The sequence below is a fragment of the Caulobacter sp. P1_D6 genome (assembly GCF_056406095.1).
In genome coordinates, this window is record NZ_JBFUAW010000008.1 from 46,841 (window position 1) to 64,194 (window position 17,354).

Genomic DNA, 17,354 nt, shown 5'->3' on the forward strand with positions numbered 1-17,354 from the left:
TTTCTCGCCCTTGCCCCGACGCAACGGCTAGGCTTGAGTACGCCCCTGACTTCATTCGAGACGCTTCCATGATCGCCACGACCCGCCGCGCCGCCCTGCTGTCGGCCTTCGCCACCGTCGGCGCCGCGGCCCTGGCCAGACCCGCCTTCGCGCGGCAGACCGGCAAGGCGGGCGCGGCGATCGACCAGTTCGCCCAGGAGGTCATGACCGCCTTCCCCGACGAGCCTGGCCTGGGGATCTGCGTGGTCGAGGACGGCGAGATCACCCTGGCCAAGGGCTACGGCGTGCGCCGCCTGGGCGGGCCCGACAAGGTCACCGACTCCACCCTGTTCGGCGTGGCGTCCAACACCAAGGCCTTCACCGCCGCCGCCCTGGCCATGCTGGTCGAGGAGGACAAGGTCAAATGGGACGATCCGGTCACCAAGCACCTGCCCAATTTCCAGATGAGCGACCCGATCGTCACCAAGCTGATGACCGTGCGCGACCTGCTGTGCCACCGCTCGGGCCTGACCCTGGGCGCGGGCGACCTGATGATCTGGCCCAACCCCACCCACACGCGCGCCGACATCGTGGCGGGGCTGAAGTACCTGCCGATCGGCGGCCAGTTCCGGGGCGGCTACGCCTATGACAACGTGCTGTACGTGGCCGCCGGCGAGGTGATCGCCGCCGTCACCGGCGCGCCGTGGGAGGTGTTCATCCAGAAGCGGATCCTGGACCCGCTGAAGATGACCGACAGCGTGCCCCTGCCCTCGCTGATCGGCGACCGGCCGCGCGCCGAGCCGCATGCGCGGATGGGTCCGCCGGTGCGGGGCCTGGGCCCGCAGACCGTCCTGCCGTTCGACGGCAGCTTCGACTCGGCGGGCGCGGCCGGCGGCCTCAACGCCAGCCCGCGCGACATCGGCAAGTGGATGCAGGTCCAGCTGGGCCTGGGCACGGCGCCGGGCGGGGTCAAGCTGTGGACCGAGGCCTCGGGCCGCGAGATGTGGAAGCCCCAGACCATCACCGCCTGGTCCGACGGCCCGACCGCCGACAACCCGGTGCGCGCCAGCCTGCAGGCCTACGCCCTGGGCTGGTTCGTCAACGACCATCGCGGCGAGCGGATCGTCTGGCACACCGGCGGCCTGGCGGGCTTCATCTCCTATACCGGCCTGCTGCCGGGCCGGAAGTCGGGGATCATGGTGATGACCAACGCCGAGGAGAACACCGTCTTCCGCTCCCTGCGCTACGGCGGTCCGGACCGGCTGCAGGGCCGCAGCGACTTCGACTGGATCGCCTCCAGCCGCAAGACCCAGGCCGAGGCCGACGCCAAGACGATCAAGGACGCCGCCGAGGCCATGACCCCCAAGGGCGGCGGCGCGGCCCCCACCCTGCCGCTGTCGGCCTATGTCGGGACCTATCGCGATCCCTGGTACGGCACGGTGACGGTGGCGATCCTGCGGAAAGGCAAGAAGACCTCCCTGAAGATCGCCTTCGACAAGACCCCGGCCCTGCGCGGCGCGCTGGAGGCCTTCGACGGCGACACCTTCAGGACCCGCTTCGACGACCGTTCCCAGGAGGACGCCTTCGTGGTGTTCACGGTGAAGGACGGCGCGGTGACCGGCGCGACGATGCGCGCGGTCTCGCCGCTGGCGGACTTCTCGTACGACTATCAGGATTTGAAGCTGGCGAAGATCTAGGGCTTCGAGCGCCCCCTGCCTGTCGTTTTTATCAACCGTCATCCTCGGACTTGTTCCAAGGATGACGGCTTCAGTCGAGAAGAAGGCTGATCCTTGGAGCGGTGAGATCGCGGCCTAACCCAACCGGCAAACCGGCGGACCGAGGGGTCCTCGGAACAAGTCCGAGGATGACGGACGTTGGGGGAACGGTGAGGGATTTGCGCGGCGTCCGGAAAACCAGAACACTTGCAGAACGATATCTTCAACCTCACACTCCTCTCATGGAGGAGCGATATCCCTGGATCGCCGTCTACATGCTCAGCGACCGTCAACACGGCACGCTCTACATCGGCGTGACCAGCGACCTCCTCAACCGGATCATCAAGCACCGCGAAGGCGTCTTCGAGGGCTTCACCAAGAAGTACGGCTTGCATCGCCTGGTCTGGTTCGAAACCCACAGCCTGATGACCGAAGCGATCCAGCGCGAGCGGACGCTCAAACACTGGGTGCGTGAGTGGAAGATCAATCTGATCGAGCGGGACAATCCCTGCTGGAACGATCTCTTCGACCCGATCGTCAATTGGACGCCGGTTCCGCGTCAGGTGTGATGTTCCGTTCCTCACCGCCCGTCATCCTCGGACTTGTTCCGAGGACCCCGGCTTCAGCCGAGAAGAAGGATGATCCGTGGGGCGATGGGATCGCGGCCCAGCGTTCAACGACAGCTCGGCGGACCGAGGGGTCCTCGGAACAAGTCCGAGGATGACGGAGGTTTTGGGTGTGTGGGGCTTACCTACACCCGCCATCCCTGGGCGATGAACTGGATCTGCTTGTCCATCATCGCCGACAGCTCGCTGGCCGTCGCCTGGCGGCAGGCGGCCATGCGGTAGTTCCAGGCGTAGGCGGCCTTGAGCACGTCGACCGCCGTCTCGGGATCGAGGTCGGGGCGGACGTCGCCGCGTTCCATGCCGCCCGTCAGCACCTCGCGCAGCATCTGGGTCAGGGGCTCGTTGCGCCCGTAGGGGGTGACGCCAGGGTCCTGGCTGGGGCTGTAGGACGCCGCGATGTGGGCCAGGAACAGCTTCACCCGGCGGGTCTCGAACTCGTAATGGATGGCGAAGATCGAGCCCAGGCGGTCGGCCGTCGAGCCGCGCAGGAACGGCACGACGCGGTCGAACTCGGCATAGAGCTCGCCCAGACGCTTATCCATGACATGGCTGAGCACCTCCGCCTTGGAGGCGAAGGTGGTGAAGACGCTGCCGACCGAGACCCCCGCCCGTTCGGCGATCGCCCGAATGGTGGTCTCTTCGTAGCCCGTCTCGTTGAACAGATCGCGCGCGGCCTCGAGGACCTTCTCGCGCGTCGCCTGCTTTTGCTCGTCTCTTACGCCCACGCACTGTCCCCCCGGATAGGCTGCGTCGCTCTATTTAACCCGACGGCGGACGCTCCGACAAAGAGCGTCCGCCCTCGGTCGTGATTACGCGCGCGCGCCCGCCAGGATGACTTTCAGTTGATCCGAAAGTCGCGACAGCAGTGCCTCGACCGACCAGGCGTCGAAAATCGCCCGGCGATAGTTGGCGACATACACGTCCCAGATGATCTCGGCGAGCAACTTAACGTCGGCGTCACTCTTCAGTTCATTACGTTCGACACCGCGGGTCAGCACGCCGTTCAGCAGGGCGAAGATGTGCTTGAGATGACCGCGATTGCGGCGCTCGGCGGTTTCCGAACGGGTCCAGGACACGGCGATGCTGGCCTGCAGCAGCGGCAGCTGGTCGACATGGAAGCCGTAGGCGACGGCGAACATGCCGATGACGCCTTCCTCCACCGAGACGGCGGCCAGGCTGGCCTGCTTCATCTGGGCGTAGATGACTTCGTAGTCGGCGGTCAGGATCTCGTCGAACAGCTCGCTCTTGTCCGAGAAGCTGGCGAACACCGCGCCCGTCGACATGCCGGCGGCCTGGGCGATGTCGCGGATGGTCGCGCCTTCGTAGCCACGCTCGGTGAACAGGCGGCGGGCGGCCGACAGGACGCGTTCGCGGGTGCGCTGCTTGGCCAGGGCCCGGCGCGTCAGCTTGACGGGGGCGTCGGTCGGCGACTCGATGTTCAGGGATACAAAGCTCATGCGGTAGTCTCCAGGCGAGCAAGCGCGGCTTCGGCGCGCATCTCGAATTCATTGCAATATTCGTCGACGACGCTGGTGAGGATGTCGGCGTAGCGACGCGCCAGGGCGCGCCCATCCTGCGCGGCGTCGCGCAGGTCGATGATCAGTTGGCGGACTTCAGCCATGGCGTCTTCGCGCTCGGACGCGGAGAAGTCGGCGACGGCGATGCGGGCGCTCTGAGCCAAACTGTTTTCTCCTGCCTCCCCGCTGAAATAGGGCGCTGACATGACCTGCGGTGAGGAGTTGATCATGTTCAACGAACGCGTACTGGAATTTGAAGGTGGCGCGTTTAGCCCGTGCTGCAAGGGCGCGCAACCAAAAAACTGAACCAAAATCACCGAACAGCAGCGTTTCCGTCATGTATGGTACCGTTAGCGCCGGGTCACTGCGACAAATGCACTCAACGAACAGAGTCGGCGAATCTTGATATGGAACCCGCTTGCTCGCCGGCGCCGACCGTGCCCTTCGATTCGGCCGACGCTCTGGCCAAGCCTGGGGCGAGCGCCTACCTTTCGCCCCCATGAGTCACCTGTTCGATTTCCTGATCCCGATCACGCTCGGCGCGGTCCTGATCACGCTCTGCTTCGGCATCTACGCCCTGTTCCGGGGCGGCGATTTCGGACGCTCCTATTCCAACAAGCTGATGCGCCTGCGCGTGGCGGTGCAGTTCCTGGCCGTGCTGGTGCTGTGCGCCGCCTTCTGGTGGAAGCAACGCTGACCGCAGGCTCCCTCAATGGGCGAGCCCGGCGGAAGGTTGCGCGATAGGCGCTAGGGCAAAACGCCACAGAGGAGCCCCCGATGGTCACCCTGAACCGCATCTACACCCGCACCGGCGACAAGGGCCTGACCCGGCTGTCGACCGGCCAGCCGGTCAGCAAGGCCTCCCTGCGGGTCGAGGCCTATGGCGGGGTCGACGAGACCAACGCCTTCATCGGCGTCGCGCGCCAGCACGCCAAGGCCGACGCCGAGCTCGACGCCCTGCTCGAGCGCATCCAGAACGACCTGTTCGACCTGGGCGCCGACCTCGCCACTCCCGAGCAGAACGAAAAGCCCGAGTGGGAGCCGCTGCGGGTGGTCGACAGCCAGGTCGAGCGGCTGGAGCGCGAGATCGACGCGATGAACGAGAGGCTCCAGCCCCTGAACTCGTTCGTGCTGCCGGCCGGCAGCCCCGCCGCCGCAGCCCTGCACGTGGCCCGCACCGTCTGCCGCCGGGCCGAACGCAAGCTGGTCGAGTTGATGGACGTCGAAGGCGAGATCGTCGGCGAGCCGGCCCTGCGCTACCTCAACCGCCTGTCGGACCTGCTGTTCGTCGCCGCTCGCCGCGCCAACGACGACGGCGCGGCGGATGTGCTGTGGAAGCCTGGGGCGACGCGGTAGGGCATGACCGCCCTGCTCCACGTCATCTTCTCGCAGTCAGCGGCGCCGGATCTCCAGCAGGCGCTGTCCCTGGCGGGACGCCCGGATGAGGTCACGTTCTGTCCCGACAACTTCAGCTTTGGCCCGATAAATCCAGGTGATCAGGCCCAGCGCGAAGCCTGGCTGGGCGACGTCCTGAACCTGGATCCCCAGGGCTTTGACACCGACGAACCGTTCTGGCGCCAGGCGCTTGTACGCGATCGCCCGTTGGTCGCCTGGACCTCGACGCGCGTGGCCCAGGAGAGGGCCGGCTTTCTGGAGTGGGTCTGGCGGCTGGGCGACGCGCCCTGCGCGGTGATCGATCTGTCGGAGACGCGCGTCGGGCCCGATCCGGCCATCCTTGGCCTGCTGGACGCCGAGAAGATCCTGGCCGCTGGCCTACTGGATCTCGCACGACCGCTGGAGCCAGCCGAACGCCGCCGGCATCACGAAACCTGGCGACGTCTACGAAGCGAGAACGCGCCGTTGCGGACCATCCAGGGCGGCGAGCTCGCCTCCGCTCCGCTGGAGGTCTTCGATCAGCGGCTCGTGTCGCATGTCACCGACGATTGGACCCGGGCGGCGCGCGTCATCGGCGGCGTCCTCGCCGAGGCGTTCGACGACCATGTCTTTCAGACCAACGACTTCGTGCTGATGTCGCGGCTTCGCGCCTTGATCGAGATCGGAGCCGTTGAAGCCCGCCCGTTTCCGCACCCCACGGGCTTGGAAGGTCCCTGGGCGCAGGAGGTCCGCTTGCTCTAGGCCGGCGGTCGCCCCCTACTTCCCCTTCCCGATCACGAACCGCCCGACCTTCATCGCGCCGTTGTCGCCCTTCTTCAGCTCGATGGTGAAGGACTCCTGCTTCTCGGTCGGGCGGCCCCAGTCGCGGAACAGGCGCACGCGCACGGTGCTGGGACCGTTGGGGTCCAGCACGTCCGAGGCGTAGACATTGACCTGCAGCACGTATTCGCCGTTCGGAGCGCGGCGCAGCAGGTATTCCTCGGGTCCGAAGCCGGCGGTCATGTCGTTCGACAGCCGCCCGCCGATCTCGGTGGTGGGATTGCTGTAGATCGCCTGTTCGCCGGTCGGCTCATCGACCCACAGGTCCATGTCGGTCTTGTCGGTGTTCCACTCCAGCACCGCGCGGATGTCGACGTCGAGCAGGGCCACCAGGCGCGGGTCGAGCACCGACTGGCCCAGGCCCACGGCCTTCATCCGGGCGACCAGGTGGTTGACCTCCATCAGGGCGACCACCTCGATCCCGTCATAGGCCTCGTCCCAGGGCCGGACGATCACCTCGTTCAGCAGGTCCAGCGCCCGGCGATAGTCGGCCTCGCGCGCCTTGCCGGTCTCGCCGTCGCCGCGGGCGATCAGCACCAGGGCCAGGTCGCGGCGGGGCTGAGGACGGTCGGGCTCCAGGAACAGGATCCGCTCGCGCAGCCACACCGCCCGGTCCAGGGCGCCGTAGGCCTGCAGCCGGTCGGCGACGATGATCATCGTCTTGCCGTTGGCGCCGGGCACGTCGAGGGCGCTGAGCACGACCCGGGCCGCGTCGGCCTTGCGGTCCGTCCGGGCCAACTGCTCGGCGACGTCGAAATAGAAGGCCGGGGCGTCGCCGTACCGCGTCTCCAGCTCGGCGTAGCGCGTCGGCCAGATCAGGGCCGAGGCGGCGGCCAGGGCCTTCAGATAGGGCCGGTCGGGATTCCATTCGGCGGCCTCCACCGCGATGTCCCGTGCCGGAGTCGCGTCGTCGCCCGAGCGACGCGAGGCCGTGGTCACGATCTCCTGGACGTCGGCGTTGCCGGCCATATAGCCCTCCATCGCGGGCGCGTTGGCCGGCGGCGGCGCGATCGGCGGCCGGGCCATCACGACGGCTGGCGCGGGCGGCGGCGGAGGCGGACGCGGCGGGGGCGCGTACATATCCGCGCTGGCCCGTTCCGCGCGGTCCCGGCGCGGAAACTTCCTGGGCGTATAGGTATGGGTCTGCGCCCACCACGCCTTCTGCTCGGTCCAGGCTTCGACGATGCGGTCCAGGCGCGCCGCCCGATCCTCGGCGTCCTCGGCCTTCCGCGCGATCACCCCGCGGCGATAGTCGTCGGCCATCGCCTCGCCGGCCGAGGCGGGCGGCGCGACGCCGGCCTCGACATAGTCCCGGACGTTCTCCAGCACCACGAAACTGGCCTCCTCGGTGGCCACGTTGTAGCGGCGCGCCAGGGCCAGGGCCTCGTCGCGGTCGGGACGGTCGGTGGCCAGCAGGGCGGCGACGGCCTCGCGGCCCCACAGCACGCCCACCCCGTCGAAGGCGTGGACCGGGCCGTCCAGCGGCAGGGTCCGCGTCACCCCGTCGGGACCAGTGAACCGCAGGGCGCGGGCGGCCGGGGTCTTGCCGATGATCCACCAGCGGCCGCTGGGTCCGGCCGTCAGCCGATGCTCGACCGCCTGGCCGTCGTCGGTGGTCAGGGTGAAGGGCGGCGGCCCGACCGAGGTCAGGCGCGCCAGGGCGGCCTCGGCGTCGAGCGCCGACAGGTCGACATGGCTCCCGCCGCCGCGCTCGGCCAGGACCGACAGCAGGTTGCGGTCGGCGTCCTTGGCGCTGGACAGGGCCAGGGTCCGGCAGGGCGGCGGCTTGGCGCTCCAGCCGTCCACGGTCATCCGGCCGTCGGAGACCAGGATGCAGGTGTCGGCCCGGCCGGCGCCGGCCGCGAACACGCCCTTCAGCGAGCTGGCGCCGCCATAGGTCACCGCCTTCAGCGCCGCCTCCAGGGCTTCGCCCGTCGGGGCCGACAGGGCGAGCGCGCGGGGCGTGTCGTCGGCGAAGGTCACCAGTTCGATCGACGTCGGTCGCGCGGCCTCGACATAGCGGCGCAGCACCGCGATCTCGGCCTTCAGGTCGTCGTCCGATCGCGAGCGCGAACGGTCCCAGTAGACGCGCAGCCGGCCCGTCGTCACCGCGTGGACGTCGTATGGCAGCCGCAGCTCGAAGAAGCGCTCGCCGTTGGCGTGGCGGCTCAGCGCCAGCGGACTGGCCGCGCGCCACGGGCCGATCTTCAGCCCCTCGGACAGGGTGACGTCCTTGGCCTCCATCGACGCGGTCACGCCGTCGCCCGAACCTTCGGCCGCCTTGGACCAGGCCTGCGGGAAGCCGGGCGCCGTGACGACCGGCGGCGCGGCGGCGCCCAGCACGGTCACCGACGCCCTGTAGGCGCCCACCGCCGCCTCGCTGGACAGCGGCAGGGCGAAGCTCCCGTCGGCGGCCAGGGGGCTGACATAGCTGAGCCGGATCGTGCGGCCCTGCCCCGGCAGGATCGGATAGACCTGGGTGTGGAAGTTGTTGTCGGCGGTCACCTCGGCCAGGCCGGGGTCGATCCCGGCGCGCACGCGGCTCTCATAGACCAGCCGCGCCTGGCGCTTGCCGGTCAGCACCCCGTCGACCATGCGGCCGCCGACGTCGAGGGCGTAGCCGTTGACCACCGCCCCGGCCGGCAGGGCCAGGGTGAAGTCGCCTTCCATGATCTGCGGGGTCGTGTTTTCGAAGCGGGCCTCGATCGTGGTCTGGGCCAGGCCGCCCGCCAGGGTCGTGGTGACGTCGAGCTTGGCGATCCGCAGGGCCTTGTCCTGGACCTGACCCGTCTCGACGCCGCGAGGCCGGGCGATCAGCACCGGATTGGCGGGCTCGGCCGCCCACGCGCCGACGCCGGACAAGGCCAGAACGGCCGCGACCAAGACGAGCTTCATGGCTTTTCGCCTCCCCTTATCGGGTGAAGCTTAGGCCGGTATTACACGTGTAGACAAGAGGTGGCGGCAGACGCCTACTTCTTCGGTGCGTGCTGGGCCCGGGGGCCTTCCATCCGGCTGGGATCGGTGTTGATCGGCGGCAGCTTGGGATCGGGCCGCATGGTGATGATGTTGAGCGGCGTGATGGTCGCGCACTTCAGCCACTTGCCGGCCCAGGCGTGGTCGGCGCCCTTGGCCTCGCAGCGCGCCTTCGGCCAGACCCAGACGTAGTGATAGGTGAACACGCCGAGCGCCCCGATCAGGAACAGGCCCAGGAAGATCAGCTGCAGGCGCTTGATGTTGCTCTTCATGAGGCGCCTCATACTGGTCCGCCGCGAAGCTGGCCAGAGGGTTCTGCGCCGCCGCGCCCTTGCGCCGCGCCGCGCCAATCCGCCGGCTCGTCAATCCGCTGGCCCGCCCGACGGAAATCCCGCTAAGCTTCACCTTGGACGATACGCCGCCGCAAGGCTCGCCCGGGGGAAGAACGATGAAGACGCCGATGCTCGCCCGGCTCGCGCCCTGCCTGGCGCTGGCCGCCCTGTCGACCGCGTGCGGCCCGGCCAGCGAACGGGTCGAGCTGCCGGCTTGCGCCGACCCCGCCGCGACCTCGCGCGTCAATTTCCGCATGGTCGTCGAGCGCGAGAGCACCGATCCCTATCCCGGCGCGGACATTCTCCAGGACCTGCAAGGCCGGCCGCTGACGGTCCAGCGAAAGATCGCGATCTCGGGCCGGGACATCGTCAGGATCGCCACCACCTTCGTCGAGACCAAGCCGGGCCTGGCCGTGAGGTTCGACGACGAGGGCGCCGCGCAACTGGCCAAGACCACGAGCGTCCCCGGAGGCGGCCGGCTCGCGCTGGTGTTCGACGGAACGGTCCTCTCGGCGGCGTCGTTCAAGACGCCGGTCACCGGCGACGCCATCGAGATCACGATGGCTGTCCTGCCGCGGGAGGCGGAGGTGCTGGCGGAACGGATCAAGGCGGCCTTGCCGGACTGCGTGGCGCCGACCAACACGCCGCCGAAATCCTGAGCCTGTCGTCGGGCCGAGACGGCGTCGCATCGACGGCTTTAAGTGTGCAGCGCAGCAGACGTGGGCGATCAAGTATCGTACAAGCGTTTGAACGTGGCGGACGTTTATACGTTACGCTTACGTCAGGGGAAACTTGCAAACCTGTGCGGACACGCTAATCCCGTCGGCGCAGGCAGGAAAAACTAGCCAGGAGGCGGCGTAGACCGATGAAGGTTCTGGTCCCGGTCAAACGGGTTATTGATTACAACGTGAAGGTCCGGGTGAAGCCCGATCAGACCGGCGTCGACCTGGCGAACGTCAAGATGTCGATGAATCCCTTCTGCGAGATCGCGGTCGAGGAAGCCGTTCGGCTCAAGGAAAAGGGCGTCGCGACGGAAGTCGTCATCGTCTCGATCGGTCCGCAACAGGCGCAGGAAACCATCCGCACGGCGCTGGCCATGGGCGGCGATCGCGGCATCCTGATCACTACCGACGCCGATCCCGAGCCGCTGGCCGTGGCCAAGCTGCTGGCCGCCGTGGTCGCTGAAGAAGCGCCCCAGCTGGTCCTGATGGGCAAGCAGGCGATCGACGGCGACAACAACGCCGTGGGCCAGATGCTGTCGGCCCTGCTGGGCTGGCCGCAAGCCACCTACGCCTCGGCGATCGAAGTCTCGGGCGCGACCGCCAAGGTCACCCGCGAAGTCGACGGCGGCCTCCAGACCCTGGACGTCGACCTGCCGGCCATCGTCACCGCCGACCTGCGCCTGAACGAGCCGCGCTACGCGTCGCTGCCCAACATCATGAAGGCCAAGAAGAAAGAGATCGCGCAGAAGGCCGTCGCCGACTACGGCGTCGACATCACCCCGCGCCTCAAGGTCGTCAAGGTCGCCGAGCCCGCCAAGCGCTCGGCCGGCGTCAAGGTTGAAACCGCCGCCGACCTGGTCTCCAAGCTCAAAACCGCGGGGGTGCTCTAATGGCCGTTCTCGTCGTCGCCGATAACGACAACGCGCACCTGCGCGATGGCACCCACAAGACCGTCACCGCCGCCCTGAAGCTGTCGGGCGACGTGGACGTGCTGGTCCTGGGCAAGGGCGTGGCCGGCGTCGCCGCCGAAGCCGCCAAGATCGCCGGCGTCCGCAAGGTGCTGGTCTCCGAGAGCGACGCGCTCGGTCACGGGATCGCCGAGGCGGAAGCCGACGCGGTGCTGGCCCTGGCCGGCAATTACGACGCGATCCTGGTTCCGGCCACCTCGGGCGGCAAGAACTTCGCCCCCCGCGTCGCCGCCAAGCTGGACGTCGCCCCGATCAGCGAGATCGTGGAAGTCGTCTCGGCCGACACCTTCGTTCGCCCGATCTATGCCGGCAACGCCCTCGAAACCGTCCAGACCTCGGACGCCAAGAAGGTGATCACCGTGCGTCCGACCGCCTTCGCGGCGGCGGGCGAAGGCGGCTCGGCTCCGGTCGAGACCGTCGGCGGCGCCGACGCGGCCAAGACCCGCTTCGTCAGCGAAGAGATGGTCAAGTCGGACCGTCCGGAACTGGCCGCGGCCAAGATCGTCGTCTCGGGCGGCCGCGCCATGGGCTCGGCCGAGGAGTTCCAGAAGGTGATCGAGCCCCTGGCCGACAAGCTGGGCGCCGCCGTCGGCGCCTCGCGCGCGGCGGTCGACGCGGGCTACGCCCCCAACGACTACCAGGTCGGCCAGACCGGCAAGGTCGTCGCCCCGGCGCTCTACATCGCCATCGGCATCTCGGGCGCCATCCAGCACCTGGCCGGCATGAAGGACAGCAAGATCATCGTCGCGATCAACAAGGACGCCGACGCCCCGATCTTCCAGATCGCCGACTACGGCCTGGTGGCCGACTACAAGTCCGCCGTGCCGGAACTGATGGACGCCCTGACGGCGGCCGGTAAGTAAGGCTTTCGCGGTTTGCGAACAGAGAAGGCCCGGGAGCGATCCCGGGCCTTTTTCTTTGTCGCCTCGCCCATTTACGGGTGGGGAGAAGCGTCCGTGCTCTCCCGCCGCCTCGCTGCCGTCTTCGCCTTGCGCCAGATCCAGCGGCTGGCCCAGACGAAGGCGATCAACAGCGTCAGGGGCCCGAACAGGTTCACGCAGACCTCGTGGACCTCGCGCCAGCCCGCATAGTGGCTGATCACCCCGCCGATCCACCAGATCGCCCAGCACAGATAGAACGCGGCCTTCATGACGCCTCCGACAAGCCTCGCCGGAAAAAGCGCGGGAGCCGTCGAGGCGTTCCGTTCCAGGGCGGGGGACAGGCGCATGCGCCTGTCCCCAATCGTGCGTTCCGCCTTCCCTACCGCGGGCTGTGGATCGGCGCGCTGGCCGACCACGGCTCCTCAAGGTTGGGCAGCGGGGCCGACAGCTTGTCGATCGAGGCGAACAGGAAGGTCAGCACGGCGACGCCGGAGATCAGAAGCAGTTTCATCGGAGCACCTGTGAGCGTTGGTTTCGGCCTCAGCGGCCTTGCACAGGTAAAATGGCCCTATCAGACGGCCTTTACGAACGATGGTATCTAAGCGAACTTGTCAGCCTGACTAACAAGCTGGAAGCGTAATGCGCCTGCCGCCGTTTCTGACCCTGACCGCCCTGGAGGCCGCCGCCCGGCATCGCAGCTACAGCCGCGCGGCCCGCGAGCTGTTCGTGACCCACGGCGCGGTCAGCCAGCAGATCCGCAAGCTGGAGGACGAGCTGGGGACCAAGCTGTTCGTGCGCCAGGGCAACGCCATGGTCCCCACCGCCACCGGCCAGCGCCTGGCCGACCAGGTGACGAGTGCTCTGGCCACCCTGCACGCCGGGGTCGACGACGCCCGGCTGGCGGCGCGCGGGCCGCTGGTGATCAGCAGCGGCGCCGCCTTCGCCAGTCGCTGGCTGGTCACCCGCCTGGAGCGGCTGGCGCGCGAGACCGACGAGCCCGACCTGATCGTCCGCGCCGAGGACCGCGTCGCCGACCTGGCCACGGACGGCGTCGACATCGCCCTGCGGTTCGGCCTGGGCGAATGGCCCGGCGTCGAGGCCGCCACCCTGATGATCGAGCGGATCTTCCCGGTCTGCAGCCCCGACTTTTTGGTCCGCCATCCGATCAAGGAGCCGCGCGACCTGCTGGACGTGCCGCTGCTGCGCCACGTGGGCCTGCCGTGGGCGATGTGGCTGACGGCCATGGGCGTCGACGAGCCGCCGCGCCAGCAGGGCCTGGGCTTCGAGGACACCGCCCTGATGCTGGACACCGCCGCCCACGGGGTGGGCGTGGCCCTGGCCCGCAGCGGCTTGGCCGAACGCGACCTGCGCGAAGGCCGGCTGGTCCGGCCCTTTGTCGGGGAGGTCGGCGTCGAGACCGGCAATCACTTCGTCTGGCGGGCCGATAGTCCGAAGCTGGCGCGGATCCTGAAGCTGCGCGACTGGTTCCTGGCCGAGACGGCGGAACTTAGGGGGTAGACCGGACACAGCCCCCCCCGTGGGGGAGGGACTAGGCTACCCCCTCCCCTCGGTCATCTCGCTCATCCCGTCGGCGAACTTCCGCATCAGCCGCACCAAGTCGTCGAAGTCGTCCGGGCTCCAACCACCGAACAGCGCCAGCGCCATGCGCCCGCGCGCCGCGTCGACGGCGTCGGTGGCGGTCTTGCCCTTGGGGGTGATCACCGCCTCGCGGACCCGGCGGTCGACCTGGCCGGCTCGGCGTTCGACCAGGCCCAGTTCCTCCAGCCGCGCCACCTGGCGGCTGACCGTGGTGTGGTCGCGCCCCACCCGTCCGGCCAGGTCGACCACCCCGATCGGCCCCAGCCGCTCGACCAGCACCAGCAGCGGGAACAGGGCGCGCTCCAGCGCCAGCCCCGCCGCCTCCAGCATGGCGGCGTCGTTCTCGGGCCGGTTCATCGTGCTGGCGATGTCGACCAGCGACCGGTGCAGCTCGGGCAGGGATCGCAAGATATGTGTATTTTGCACGGTTTTTGTTGACATGGATCCTGGCGTCGAAATATGTGTGCTAAATACACACATATCGAGGCGGCCATGAACAAGCAAGCTTCCACCCCCCAGGCTTCCACCGAAGTCCTGATCTGCGGCGCCGGCGCGGCCGGTCTGACCCTGGCGATCGACCTGGCTCGACGCGGCGTGTCGCTGCGGCTGATCGACAAGCTGCCCGCTCCGTTCGCCGGTTCGCGCGGCAAGGGTATCCAGCCCCGCACCCTGGAGGTGTTCGAGGACCTGGGCGTCGTCGACCGCCTGGCGGCCGTCGGCGGGCCCTACCCGCCGCAACGAATGCACCGGGCCGACGGAACCACGGTCGACACCCAGGAGGTCGCGCTCGCCGCGCGGACGCCGCAAGAGCCCTACCGCATGCCCCTGATGGTCCCCCAGTTCCGGACCGAGGCGGTGCTGCGCGAACGCCTGGCCGAACTGGGCGGGGCGCCGGAGTACGGCCGCGAACTGACGGGTTTAGAGCAGGACGCCGAGGGCGTCACGGCCACGGTCGCCGGGCCGGACGGGGTCGAGACGATCCGCTGCCGCTGGCTGGTCGGCGGCGACGGCGGCCGCTCGTTCGTGCGCCACGCGCTGGACATCGGCTTCCCCGGCAAGACCCTGGGCGTGCGGGCCGTCGTCGCCGACATCGAGCTGGACGGCCTGACGCGCGACGTCTGGCATCGGTCCGGCGAGGGCGACATGGATCGTCAGATCGGCTTCTGCCCCCTGCCCCACACCGACCTGTTCCAACTTCAGGCGCCCATACCCCTGGAGGGCGAGGTCGACCTGTCGACCGCCGGCCTGCAGGCCTTCGTCGACGAGCGCTGGACGCCCGGCGGCCTGACGGTCGGCAAGGTCGCCTGGGCCTCGGCCTACACCATGAGCGCCCGCCTGGCCGATCGTTACCGCGTGGGCCGCGTGCTGCTGATCGGCGACGCCGCCCACATCCACCCGCCGACCGGCGGCCAGGGCCTGAACACCAGCGTCCAGGACGCCTACAATCTGGGCTGGAAGCTGGCGGCCGTGCTGGCCGGCGCGGCCGACGCCCTGCTCGACACCTATGAGGAGGAACGCCGTCCGATCGCCGCCGGCGTGCTGGGCCTGGCCACCGGCCTGCTGGACAAGGCCGGGCAAGGCGACATGAAGCGCGGTCGCGAAATGCACCAGCTGGACCTGGGCTACCGGTTCTCGTCGCTGGCCCTGGACGCCGTCCGGCCGGAAGAGGCCCTCCAGCCGGGCGAGCGCGCGCCGGACGGCCTGCTGCGCGGCGCGGGCGGACGCCCCGTCCGCCTGTTCGACCTGCTGGCCGGTCCGCACTGGACCCTGCTGGCCCGCGTGGCCGATGGAGCGCTCTTGCCGACGCCCCGCCCCGGCCTGCGCGTCTACGCGATCGGCGCGAACGGCGAGCTCCAGGACCCCGACGACGCCCTGGCCGCGACCTACGGCCTGGCCGAAGGCGAGCTCGTCCTGATCCGCCCCGACAGCTACGTCGCGGCCCTGGTCACCGCCGCGGAGGGCGCGCGACTGGAGGCGTATCTGGCGGAGGCGGGCCTTGCCGCCACGCAGGACGCTCGGGCGCGAGCGGCCTGAGACTAGGGCAGAGCCGCCCTACAGCCCCAGCAACCCCGTCGCCAGCAGCAGGGCCGCGTTCTCGCTGGTCTGGCCTTCGTTGGACGCCCAGGAGCCGTCGTTCTCGCAGGCGTCGACGAAGCATTTGGCCGGCGGGGTCCCGGCCTCGATCAGCGCCTTCAATCGGGGATCGGCGCCCGTCAGGCCCGCGTTGGGGCCGCCGCTGGCCCAGCCCGGCATGACGATCCCCCAGACCCGGCAGGTCCAGTGATAGGGCCGCCGAGTGGCGCGCTCGCCGTGGCCGGTGACAAAGCCGTGGTCCAGGGCGTTGCAGCCCAGGACGTAGTCGACCAGGCGCTGGGCGGTGTCGCGACCGCCAGCCTCGCCCAGTTCGGCGGCGAACAGGCAGATCACGGCGGTGTTCAGCGCCACCTCGACCGAGCCCCAGGTGTAGGCCTCGGGCCGGATCGTGAAGCCGTAGGGGTCCTCGGCGACATGGGCCGCGATCGCCTTGGCCGTCTCGACGATGGCGGCACGCGCGACGGCGCCCGCCTTGCCCTCCGCCCGCGCCAGGCTCATCACGCCCAGCAGCTGCGGGCCCGGCCAGAAGAACGGGAAGACGCCCAGGTCCTGGATCGCGGCGTCCGCCCGCGCGGCCAGGGCCGGGTCGCCGGTCAGGACGGCCATCTCGCAGGTCGCCCACAGGATCTCCTGGCGCGGATCGGGGTCGGTATAGGCGTAGTCGTCGTGCAGGATCTTGGGGTGGGCCTCCAGCCAGTCCCAGGCCTTCAAGGCGGCGGCCTTGCAGCGGGCCGCGAAAGCCGGATCGAGCGGGGCGAACACCCGGGCGGCCTGCAGCATGGCGCCGACGAACACGCCCGCGTCCAGGCTGGACGCGCCCTGGGCGACGCGGGGATGCGGATCCCGCTCCGGCGGCTGGCCCCAGGCGTAGAGCCCCTTGGAGTCGACCTTGTGCAGCACCGAGCCGTCGGGGTTCTGCATCTTCAGCAGCCATTCCAGACCCCAGCGGGCCTGCTGCAGCAGGTCAGGCAGGCCCGGCCAGGTCTGGGCGACGTCCAGCTTCAGCCGCGCGGCCGGGGCTTGCCGCAGGGCGTACAGCCACATCATCTGGCTGACGCTGATCGCCGCCATGTGGGTCCATTTGCCGAAGTCGCCGGCGTTGTACCAGCCGCCGGTCAGGTCGCGGGTTGCGCCGTCGACGACCAGGGACGCCTCGCTGAGATGGCCGGCCGCGAGCCGGATCCCGGTCACCGGGTCGTCCAGCGCGACATTGGCGCGGATCAGGAAGAAGGCCCGGGCGGCGTCGTGGACCAGCGGCCCGTAGAGGCCCTCGGCGACGCCGAACGGATGGGACACCGCCATGCCCACCTTGACACGATACCGGCCGGGCGTGGTCAGGGGCGAGAAGTCGCCCGTGCGCACATGCTCGCCCGCCGTGACGGTGATGTCGTGCACCTTGTCGTCCAGCCGGCCGGTGAACACAGGCTTGCCCGCCAGGGTCTCGACCGTGAAGGCGCGCGCCGCGGCGTCGCCGGCCGCGACCGGCAGAACGAACCGCTTCGACGCCTTGGGCAGGAAACCGAGCTGGTTGAGCCGGGGACCGACAGCCGCCGGCCCCTCGGCCCAGGCCCGCCCCGCCGCCACGACACCCGGGGCGGCCGCCATCAGGCTCCGCCGCGTGATCGATTTCCGTCGGCCCGACATCGCCGCCTCCCCCTTTTGGCCAGCCAGCAGCTTGGCCATGGCTTGACCCGTCCAGGGTCGATCAGACAACAATCCTGGGTGGCGAGTACA

The 17,354-nt window shown here is 69.3% G+C and carries 19 protein-coding genes; 10 read left to right on the top strand and 9 right to left on the bottom strand.

Annotated features, from left to right (window positions below; translation table 11 throughout):
* Positions 1-68 precede the first annotated feature (68 nt).
* On the top strand, positions 69-1,676 hold the full coding sequence (locus AC1DYP_RS05170; protein WP_477045417.1) for a serine hydrolase: 1,608 nt from the start codon (positions 69-71) through the stop codon (positions 1,674-1,676).
* 293 nt (positions 1,677-1,969) lie between these two features.
* Positions 1,970-2,263: a GIY-YIG nuclease family protein gene (locus tag AC1DYP_RS05175; protein WP_477045418.1), complete on the top strand. Its 294-nt coding sequence runs from the start codon at positions 1,970-1,972 to the stop codon at positions 2,261-2,263.
* A gap of 182 nt (positions 2,264-2,445) precedes the next feature.
* On the opposite strand, the gene AC1DYP_RS05180 is transcribed toward AC1DYP_RS05175, so the two are convergent.
* The 3 genes from AC1DYP_RS05180 to AC1DYP_RS05190 all read right to left on the bottom strand — a co-directional run bounded on the left by AC1DYP_RS05180 (position 2,446) and on the right by AC1DYP_RS05190 (position 4,043).
* The gene (locus AC1DYP_RS05180; protein WP_477045419.1) at positions 2,446-3,045 is read right to left on the bottom strand and encodes a TetR/AcrR family transcriptional regulator; all 600 of its coding nucleotides are present in this window, start codon (positions 3,043-3,045) and stop codon (positions 2,446-2,448) included.
* Positions 3,046-3,129: 84 nt separating this feature from the next.
* Entirely contained in the window at positions 3,130-3,777 is a 648-nt protein-coding gene (locus AC1DYP_RS05185) for a TetR/AcrR family transcriptional regulator (RefSeq protein WP_477031760.1), read from the bottom strand.
* Positions 3,774-4,043 (bottom strand): CC0731 family SpdR-regulated protein, encoded by a 270-nt coding sequence (locus AC1DYP_RS05190; protein ID WP_477045620.1) that lies wholly within the window; start codon positions 4,041-4,043, stop codon positions 3,774-3,776. The genes AC1DYP_RS05185 and AC1DYP_RS05190 overlap by 4 nt, the downstream gene beginning before the upstream one ends.
* Positions 4,044-4,336: 293 nt before the next feature.
* Here AC1DYP_RS05190 and AC1DYP_RS05195 point away from each other — a divergent pair, with 293 nt between their 5' ends.
* The 3 genes from AC1DYP_RS05195 (at position 4,337) to AC1DYP_RS05205 (ending at position 5,973) form a co-directional block, all read left to right on the top strand.
* Positions 4,337-4,534 (top strand): twin transmembrane helix small protein, encoded by a 198-nt coding sequence (locus AC1DYP_RS05195; RefSeq protein WP_477045420.1) that lies wholly within the window; start codon positions 4,337-4,339, stop codon positions 4,532-4,534.
* A gap of 80 nt (positions 4,535-4,614) precedes the next feature.
* Positions 4,615-5,193, top strand: a complete 579-nt coding sequence (locus AC1DYP_RS05200; protein ID WP_477045421.1) for a cob(I)yrinic acid a,c-diamide adenosyltransferase — start codon at positions 4,615-4,617, stop codon at positions 5,191-5,193.
* Between the two features lie 3 nt (positions 5,194-5,196).
* Positions 5,197-5,973 carry a DUF3658 domain-containing protein gene (locus tag AC1DYP_RS05205; protein ID WP_477045422.1) on the top strand — a complete coding sequence of 259 codons (777 nt, stop codon included), beginning with the start codon at positions 5,197-5,199 and terminating at the stop codon, positions 5,971-5,973.
* A 15-nt stretch (positions 5,974-5,988) separates the two neighbouring features.
* Here AC1DYP_RS05205 and AC1DYP_RS05210 read toward each other — a convergent pair whose 3' ends face one another.
* Positions 5,989-8,946 carry a VIT domain-containing protein gene (locus AC1DYP_RS05210; protein WP_477045423.1) on the bottom strand — a complete coding sequence of 986 codons (2,958 nt, stop codon included), beginning with the start codon at positions 8,944-8,946 and terminating at the stop codon, positions 5,989-5,991.
* A gap of 74 nt (positions 8,947-9,020) precedes the next feature.
* Positions 9,021-9,296 carry a hypothetical protein gene (locus tag AC1DYP_RS05215; RefSeq protein WP_477045424.1) on the bottom strand — a complete coding sequence of 92 codons (276 nt, stop codon included), beginning with the start codon at positions 9,294-9,296 and terminating at the stop codon, positions 9,021-9,023.
* Between the two features lie 176 nt (positions 9,297-9,472).
* Between AC1DYP_RS05215 and AC1DYP_RS05220 the strand changes: the two genes are divergently transcribed.
* The 3 genes from AC1DYP_RS05220 (at position 9,473) to AC1DYP_RS05230 (ending at position 11,909) form a co-directional block, all read left to right on the top strand.
* Positions 9,473-10,015, top strand: a complete 543-nt coding sequence (locus tag AC1DYP_RS05220; RefSeq protein ID WP_477045425.1) for a SecDF P1 head subdomain-containing protein — start codon at positions 9,473-9,475, stop codon at positions 10,013-10,015.
* A 206-nt stretch (positions 10,016-10,221) separates the two neighbouring features.
* A complete protein-coding gene (locus AC1DYP_RS05225) occupies positions 10,222-10,968 on the top strand; it encodes an electron transfer flavoprotein subunit beta/FixA family protein (RefSeq protein ID WP_477045426.1) in 747 nt (248 codons plus the stop codon).
* Positions 10,968-11,909, top strand: a complete 942-nt coding sequence (locus AC1DYP_RS05230) for an electron transfer flavoprotein subunit alpha/FixB family protein (protein ID WP_477045427.1) — start codon at positions 10,968-10,970, stop codon at positions 11,907-11,909. Before AC1DYP_RS05225 ends, AC1DYP_RS05230 begins: the two co-directional genes overlap by 1 nt.
* 71 nt (positions 11,910-11,980) lie before the next feature.
* Here the strand turns inward: AC1DYP_RS05230 and AC1DYP_RS05235 are convergent, their stop codons facing one another.
* Together AC1DYP_RS05235 and AC1DYP_RS05240 are read right to left on the bottom strand one after the other, a co-directional pair.
* Positions 11,981-12,196: a hypothetical protein gene (locus AC1DYP_RS05235; protein ID WP_477045428.1), complete on the bottom strand. Its 216-nt coding sequence runs from the start codon at positions 12,194-12,196 to the stop codon at positions 11,981-11,983.
* A 110-nt stretch (positions 12,197-12,306) separates the two neighbouring features.
* Entirely contained in the window at positions 12,307-12,438 is a 132-nt protein-coding gene (locus AC1DYP_RS05240) for a hypothetical protein (protein WP_477031750.1), read from the bottom strand.
* Between the two features lie 128 nt (positions 12,439-12,566).
* Between AC1DYP_RS05240 and AC1DYP_RS05245 the strand changes: the two genes are divergently transcribed.
* On the top strand, positions 12,567-13,445 hold the full coding sequence (locus tag AC1DYP_RS05245) for a LysR substrate-binding domain-containing protein (RefSeq protein ID WP_477031749.1): 879 nt from the start codon (positions 12,567-12,569) through the stop codon (positions 13,443-13,445).
* A gap of 36 nt (positions 13,446-13,481) precedes the next feature.
* On the opposite strand, the gene AC1DYP_RS05250 is transcribed toward AC1DYP_RS05245, so the two are convergent.
* Positions 13,482-13,934 carry a MarR family winged helix-turn-helix transcriptional regulator gene (locus AC1DYP_RS05250; protein WP_477045429.1) on the bottom strand — a complete coding sequence of 151 codons (453 nt, stop codon included), beginning with the start codon at positions 13,932-13,934 and terminating at the stop codon, positions 13,482-13,484.
* 84 nt (positions 13,935-14,018) lie between these two features.
* On the opposite strand from AC1DYP_RS05250, the gene AC1DYP_RS05255 reads away from it, so the two are divergent.
* Positions 14,019-15,560: an FAD-dependent oxidoreductase gene (locus tag AC1DYP_RS05255; RefSeq protein WP_477045430.1), complete on the top strand. Its 1,542-nt coding sequence runs from the start codon at positions 14,019-14,021 to the stop codon at positions 15,558-15,560.
* An 18-nt stretch (positions 15,561-15,578) separates the two neighbouring features.
* Here the strand turns inward: AC1DYP_RS05255 and AC1DYP_RS05260 are convergent, their stop codons facing one another.
* Positions 15,579-17,303, bottom strand: a complete 1,725-nt coding sequence (locus tag AC1DYP_RS05260; RefSeq protein ID WP_477045431.1) for a glycoside hydrolase family 9 protein — start codon at positions 17,301-17,303, stop codon at positions 15,579-15,581.
* Positions 17,304-17,354 lie beyond the last annotated feature (51 nt).

Bases quoted from the DNA above. Each gene is read 5' to 3' on its own strand.
- AC1DYP_RS05170 (WP_477045417.1), top strand. From the start codon at position 69: ATGATCGCCACGACCCGCCGCGCCGCCCTGCTGTCGGCCTTCGCCACC.
- AC1DYP_RS05175 (WP_477045418.1), top strand. From the start codon at position 1,970: ATGCTCAGCGACCGTCAACACGGCACGCTCTACATCGGCGTGACCAGC.
- AC1DYP_RS05185 (WP_477031760.1), bottom strand. From the start codon at position 3,777: ATGAGCTTTGTATCCCTGAACATCGAGTCGCCGACCGACGCCCCCGTC.
- AC1DYP_RS05190 (WP_477045620.1), bottom strand. From the start codon at position 4,043: ATGTCAGCGCCCTATTTCAGCGGGGAGGCAGGAGAAAACAGTTTGGCT.
- AC1DYP_RS05195 (WP_477045420.1), top strand. From the start codon at position 4,337: ATGAGTCACCTGTTCGATTTCCTGATCCCGATCACGCTCGGCGCGGTC.
- AC1DYP_RS05200 (WP_477045421.1), top strand. From the start codon at position 4,615: ATGGTCACCCTGAACCGCATCTACACCCGCACCGGCGACAAGGGCCTG.
- AC1DYP_RS05205 (WP_477045422.1), top strand. From the start codon at position 5,197: ATGACCGCCCTGCTCCACGTCATCTTCTCGCAGTCAGCGGCGCCGGAT.
- AC1DYP_RS05210 (WP_477045423.1), bottom strand. From the start codon at position 8,946: ATGAAGCTCGTCTTGGTCGCGGCCGTTCTGGCCTTGTCCGGCGTCGGC.
- AC1DYP_RS05215 (WP_477045424.1), bottom strand. From the start codon at position 9,296: ATGAAGAGCAACATCAAGCGCCTGCAGCTGATCTTCCTGGGCCTGTTC.
- AC1DYP_RS05220 (WP_477045425.1), top strand. From the start codon at position 9,473: ATGAAGACGCCGATGCTCGCCCGGCTCGCGCCCTGCCTGGCGCTGGCC.
- AC1DYP_RS05225 (WP_477045426.1), top strand. From the start codon at position 10,222: ATGAAGGTTCTGGTCCCGGTCAAACGGGTTATTGATTACAACGTGAAG.
- AC1DYP_RS05230 (WP_477045427.1), top strand. From the start codon at position 10,968: ATGGCCGTTCTCGTCGTCGCCGATAACGACAACGCGCACCTGCGCGAT.
- AC1DYP_RS05235 (WP_477045428.1), bottom strand. From the start codon at position 12,196: ATGAAGGCCGCGTTCTATCTGTGCTGGGCGATCTGGTGGATCGGCGGG.
- AC1DYP_RS05240 (WP_477031750.1), bottom strand. From the start codon at position 12,438: ATGAAACTGCTTCTGATCTCCGGCGTCGCCGTGCTGACCTTCCTGTTC.
- AC1DYP_RS05245 (WP_477031749.1), top strand. From the start codon at position 12,567: ATGCGCCTGCCGCCGTTTCTGACCCTGACCGCCCTGGAGGCCGCCGCC.
- AC1DYP_RS05255 (WP_477045430.1), top strand. From the start codon at position 14,019: ATGAACAAGCAAGCTTCCACCCCCCAGGCTTCCACCGAAGTCCTGATC.
- AC1DYP_RS05260 (WP_477045431.1), bottom strand. From the start codon at position 17,303: ATGGCCAAGCTGCTGGCTGGCCAAAAGGGGGAGGCGGCGATGTCGGGC.